This is a genomic window from Streptomyces globisporus (assembly GCF_003501885.1).
In the GTDB taxonomy this organism is placed as follows: Bacteria; Actinomycetota; Actinomycetes; order Streptomycetales; family Streptomycetaceae; genus Streptomyces; species Streptomyces globisporus_D.
On the sequence record NZ_QWFA01000284.1, the window covers coordinates 1 to 5,487 of the forward strand.

The following is a 5,487-nucleotide window of genomic DNA, read 5'->3' on the forward strand; positions in this document are numbered from 1 at the left end:
GTCCCCCGACCCCATGCCGTCCGACCCGGCCCCCTCCGAGCCCGAAGGCCCGACGGACCCCGGACCCGACGAGTCGTCCGACGACTTCGGCGACCCGCCGCCCGAGGAGCCGTGGGAGTACGAGGAGGGCGAGCCCGAGGTGGTGCCGGAGCCGACCCAGGTCTTCCCCGGTGAGCCGGAGGAGCCGGGCGGGCCGGACGCGCCCGTGGAGCCGGACGCGCCGATGGAAGCGGATCTCGGCGACGTGTTCGCCGGCTGACCGGTCGACGTTCGAGCGGCGGAATCGGACAAGAGGAATAGGGAAAATGGTGGCAGAGTGGCCCACATGGATGATCGGGTAGCGGGTGCCCTGTCACTCCCCGAAGACTGGCCCGCCCACCCGGACCTCAGCCTCGCCCTGAACCGTATGGGCAGCTTCGACTGGGATCTTGACACCGGCCTCATGCACATGGACCGGACCGCGCTCGACGTGTTCGACCTGACCCCGGACGAATACGACGACCGGCCGGCCACGCTGTCGCCGCGCGTGCCGACGGACGAGGCCCAGCGCCTGGACGGGCTGGTCTCGCACGCCCTGAAGAGCGGGCGCACCGACTACGGCGCGTACTTCCGCATCCAGCGGCGCGACGGCACCCTGCGCTGGACCCACACCCAGGGCTTCGTCCGCCGGGACGGTACCGGACGCCCGCGCCGCATCATCGGGATCGTCCGGGACGCCACCCAGGAACTGGCCGACTCCACCGCGCGGCGCGAACTGGACGAGGAGCGCCGCCAGCGCACCAGCCTGGTCGAGGGCACCACCGCCGCCCTGGCCCACGCCCGTACGGTCAAGGACGTCATCGCCGTCCTCAAGAACTCCCAGGGCCTCGCCCACCTCGGAGCCACCAGCCTCGTCATGGGCCTGCTGGAGTCCGGCCGCATCCACCTGGTGGCCGACGGCCCCGAAGGCGCGTACGTCCCCGGCACCCGGTACACCCGGGTGGACGAGCAGTACCCGATGAGCGAAGTGGTCCGCACGCTGTCCCCGCGCTTCATCGAGTCCGCCGAGGACTTCGCCGCCTCCTACCCGATCCTGTGGCCCAACATCAGCCACCTCGGGATCACCTCCGCCGCCTACATGCCGCTGATCGCCCAGGCTCGCCCGATCGGCGCGCTCGGCCTGCTCTACCGGGACAAGGGCGGCTTCACCGCCGACGAACGCAATCTGCTGATGGCGCTCGGCACCTCGATCGCCCAGAGCCTCCAGCGCGCGATGCTTTACGAACAGGAGCACGACCTCGCCGAGGGCCTCCAGCAGGCCATGCTGCCGCGCCGGATCCCCTCCGTGCCCGGGGCACAGGTCGCCGTCCGCTACCGCTCGGCCCGCCTCGGCCGGGACATCGGCGGCGACTGGTACGACCTGATCCCGCTGCCCGGCGGTCGGGTCGGCGCCGTCATCGGGGACGTCCAGGGGCACGACACCCACGCCGCCGCCGTCATGGGGCAGCTCCGGATCGTGCTGCGCGCGTACGCCGCCGAGGGGCACAGCCCCGCCACGGTCATGGCGCGCGCCTCCGTCTTCCTGCACGAACTGGACACCGACCGCTTCGCCACCTGCACCTACGCCGAGGTCGACCTCACCACCGGGGTCGTGCAGGTGGTCCGCGCCGGGCATGTGGACCCGGTGGTGCGGGACGTGGACGGGAGCTGCCGCCGCGTGGTCTCCGAGGGCGGTCTGCCGCTCGGGCTCTCGGCGGAGTTCGGCCGGCTGGAGTATCCGGTCTCCACGGTCGAACTGGACCCCGGCCAGACGATGATCCTGTTCACCGACGGCCTCGTCGAACTGCCGGGCTCCGACCTCGACGAAGGCATGCAGCGACTCACGTCCCTCGTCGCCAACGGCCCCCAGGACCTGCAGAAACTGGCCGACCAGCTCTGCGACGCGGTCGACGGGCGCGGCGGCCAGGATGACGTCGCCGTCCTGCTGCTGCGCCGCCGGGCCGCGCACGCCCCGCAGCCGGGCGGCCGGCTTCAGCAGCACGTCGCCCAGAACGACCCCGAGGCGCTGAGCTCGTCCCGGCACATGATCCGCGCCGCGGTCCGGGCCTGGGGCGCGAAGGACCGGGCCGACGAGATCGAGCTCGCGGCCGACGAGCTGATCACCAACGCGCTGATGCACACCGACGGCGGGGCCGTCGTGACGATCCGGGTGCTCGCCGGAACCGAGCGACGGCTGCGCGTCGACGTCGAGGACCGCTCCAGCGCCCTGCCCCGGCGCCGCGACGCGGGGGAGGACGGAGTGTCGGGGCGCGGTCTGATGCTGGTCGACCGGCTGGCCGACGTCTGGGGCGTGGAGTCCCGGGGCAGCGGCAAATGCGTGTGGTGCGAGTTCCTCATCCCGACCCGCTGAAGGCCGGCCCCGGGCGTCCCGTACGCGCGTGACCGACGCACCGATGTAACAGTACGTAATATGTCTGTGCTTGACCGTGACCGACCGCAAACGATTGACTGCGAGGGGCCCGCCCACCTCGGCCCCGCCGCTTCGACGACATGAGGCCCCCCGTTGAGTACCGAGCTTCTGGCCCCGCTCGACCTTGCTTTCTGGCACCTCGAATCGGACGCCCATCCGATGCACCTGGGCGCCCTCGCCGTCTTCGCCCCCGCGCCCGGCGTCGGCCCGGAACGGATCCTCGACCTGCTCGGGACCCGCGCCGCGGCGATCCCCCGGCTGCGCATGGGCGTACGGGACGTCCTCCTGCCGGTCGGCGGCAAGGCCTGGACGGTGGACCAGGACTTCGACGTGCACCGGCACATCGAGCGGGTCGTCGTGGCCGAAGACGATTTCATGGCGGGGGTCACCCGGCTGGCCGGCGAACTCATGGAGCGGCCGCTCGGGCGCGGGCTGCCGCCCTGGCGGATGTACCTCATCTGCGGCGCGGACGGCGGCCCCTTCGCCGTCCTCGTCAAGCTGCACCACGCCCTGGCCGACGGGATGCGGGCGGTCGCCATCGGGGCCGGGATCTTCGACGAGATCGCCGCCGTCACCAGCGCCCGCACCACCGCCCGGGGCCGCACCGCCGTCCCGCCCCGCTCCTGGCTGCCCGACCCCCGCGAGATGGCGGGCATGGCGCTCGGGCGGATCGGCGAGGTCGGCCGGGCGCTCGGCGTGGGAGCCTCCGTCGTCCGCGCCGGCCGCCTCGACCTCTGGGGCCCCTCCGCCCTCACCGCCCCCTCCAGCGGCACCCGGCGCCTGGCCACCGCCGACCTCGACGCCGGGGACCTCCAGCGGATCCGGCGCGCCGAGGGCGGCACGGCCAACGACATCCTCCTGGCCGTCGTCGCCGGGGCGCTGCGCCGCTGGATGACCGAACGGGGCGAGTCCCTGCCCGCCGCCGACCCGCGCGCCCTGGTGCCCGTGTCCCGGCGTAGGCCCGGCGGGGCCGCCGCCTCCGGCAACCGGCTCTCCGCCTATCTGCTGGGCCTGCCGGTCACCGCGGCCGACCCGCGCGAGCGGCTCCGGGCGGTCCGGACCGCGATGGACCGCAACAAGGCGGCGGGCCCCCTGAAGGGTGCCGGGGCCGTCGCTGTACTCGCTGACCAACTGCCGCCGCTGGCCCACCGGTTCGGCGCACCGCTGGCGGCCAGCGCCGCCCGCCTGCTCTTCGACGTGCTGGTCACCAGCGTGCCGCTGCCCCGCTCCGCGCTCTCGCTGGGCGGCTGCCCGCTGACCGCCCTCTACCCCATGGCACCGCTGGCCCGGGGCCAGTCCCTGGCGGTCGCCCTGTCCACCTACGGCGGGCGGGTGCACGTCGGCCTGGTGGCCGACGGCAAGGCGCTGCCCGACCTGGACCGGCTCGCCGCCGCGGTCGAGGACGAGTTCACGGAGCTGTACGCCCTCGTCACCGGCACGGACCGCACACCGGTGTCCTGACAGGCAGCGGCGCACCGGCTGCGGCAGGCTTGAGCCATGCCCGAACTGCCCGAAGTCGAAGCCCTGCGGGTCTTCCTCGACGACCACCTGGCCGGCAAGAAGATCGCCCGTGTGCTGCCCCTGGCGATCAGCGTCCTGAAGACGTACGACCCGCCGCTGACCGCCCTGGAGGGCACGACGGTCACCTCGGTCGCCCGGCACGGCAAGTTCCTCGACATCGAGGCGGGCGGACTCCACCTCTGCACCCACCTCGCCCGGGCCGGCTGGCTCCGCTGGAAGGACTCCTTCCCCGCCGCCCCGCCCCGGCCCGGCAAGGGGCCGCTCGCCCTGCGCCTCGTCACCACGGACGGCGACGGCTTCGACCTGACCGAGATGGGCACCAAGAAGAGCCTCTCGGTCCACCTCGTCCACGACCCCATGGACGTCCCCCGTATCGCGACCCTCGGCCCCGACCCCCTCGCCGACGCCTTCGACCGCGACCCGTTCGCCGCGCTGCTCGCCGGGGAGCGCCGCCAGATCAAGGGCGCGCTGCGCGACCAGTCGCTGATCGCGGGCATCGGCAACGCCTACAGCGACGAGATCCTGCACGTGGCGAAGATGTCCCCGTTCAAACGGACCGCCGACCTGACCGAGGACGACGTCACCCGGCTGTACACGGCGCTGCGCACCACCCTGCGGGACGCCGTGGACCGCTCCAGCGGGGTGGAGGCGGGCAAGCTCAAGGCGGAGAAGAAGACCGGGATGCGGGTCCACGGGCGTACCGGCGAGGCCTGCCCGGTCTGCGGGGACACCATCCTTGAGGTCTCCTTCAGCGACTCCTCGCTCCAGTACTGCCCCACCTGCCAGACCGGCGGAAAACCGCTGGCCGACCGCAGGCTCTCCAAGTTCCTCAAGTAGCCGCTCGGGCTCAGGAGGCCCACTCCTCCATGGCCGCGACGATCTCCGCGAGCCGGCTCCCGAAGGCCGCGGGGCCGACCTCGCCGCTGCCGAAGGCCTGCCACAGGTCGACGAGGCGATCCTCCAGCTCGCCGAGATCCATGAGCCTGCCGGCCAACGCAGAGCCGTCCAGGGACGGCTTCCCGACCTCCAGCACCCACCGCGTCCCGGCCGCGGCGGCGGTGACGCCGCGGCCCGCCAGTTCCACAACGGCGAGGGGCATCTTCGGATGGGCTGCCACGGCGAGGAACACACCCGGAAAGACCGAGTTCCGAACGGCTCTGACGGCCGTCGCCCGGCCGCTGGACGCTTCACTGACCGCCATGTCCCCGACTCCCCTCCGCGGAATGCCGCCCATGAGGAGCAGCCGCGATTCGCCCAGCAGCCTACCGAGACGTCCTGCCCCGCCCCAGCCGGTCTCCGGCTCACCGCGTCACCGTCACCAGCCGACGCCCGTCCGCCGTGCGCACTTCGAAGTGGTCGATGCCCTCCGGCCGCAGCGCCGCCCCGCCCGACACCTTCACCGGACCGTCCTCCGCGCCCCCGGCCGACCAGCTGCCCACCGTCTCCTCGCTGCCGTCCCGGCCCACCGCGACCAGCGCGCACCCCCCGACCGCCGGAACCCGCGCCACCTCCAGCGC

General features: G+C 73.4%; 4 protein-coding genes and 2 pseudogenes. 4 read left to right on the forward strand and 2 right to left on the reverse strand.

Features of this window, described 5'->3' with window-relative positions; translation table 11 throughout:
• The 4 genes and pseudogenes from D3105_RS31855 to D3105_RS31870 all read left to right on the forward strand — a co-directional run.
• Window positions 1-259: pseudogene (locus tag D3105_RS31855) on the forward strand (DUF6777 domain-containing protein); the annotation flags it as partial.
• A gap of 66 nt (window positions 260-325) precedes the next feature.
• Window positions 326-2,389, forward strand: coding sequence for a SpoIIE family protein phosphatase (locus tag D3105_RS31860; RefSeq protein ID WP_118906340.1), 2,064 nt, complete (start codon window positions 326-328; stop codon window positions 2,387-2,389).
• A gap of 153 nt (window positions 2,390-2,542) precedes the next feature.
• Window positions 2,543-3,910 (forward strand): wax ester/triacylglycerol synthase family O-acyltransferase, encoded by a 1,368-nt coding sequence (locus D3105_RS31865; RefSeq protein WP_118906341.1) that lies wholly within the window; start codon window positions 2,543-2,545, stop codon window positions 3,908-3,910.
• 36 nt (window positions 3,911-3,946) lie between these two features.
• On the forward strand, window positions 3,947-4,807 hold the full coding sequence (locus D3105_RS31870) for an Fpg/Nei family DNA glycosylase (RefSeq protein WP_118906342.1): 861 nt from the start codon (window positions 3,947-3,949) through the stop codon (window positions 4,805-4,807).
• A gap of 10 nt (window positions 4,808-4,817) precedes the next feature.
• Here the strand turns inward: D3105_RS31870 and D3105_RS31875 are convergent, their stop codons facing one another.
• Both D3105_RS31875 and D3105_RS31880 read right to left on the reverse strand, forming a co-directional pair.
• Window positions 4,818-5,087 (reverse strand): hypothetical protein, encoded by a 270-nt coding sequence (locus tag D3105_RS31875; protein WP_123947597.1) that lies wholly within the window; start codon window positions 5,085-5,087, stop codon window positions 4,818-4,820.
• Between the two features lie 184 nt (window positions 5,088-5,271).
• A pseudogene (locus D3105_RS31880) lies at window positions 5,272-5,487 on the reverse strand (hypothetical protein); the annotation flags it as partial.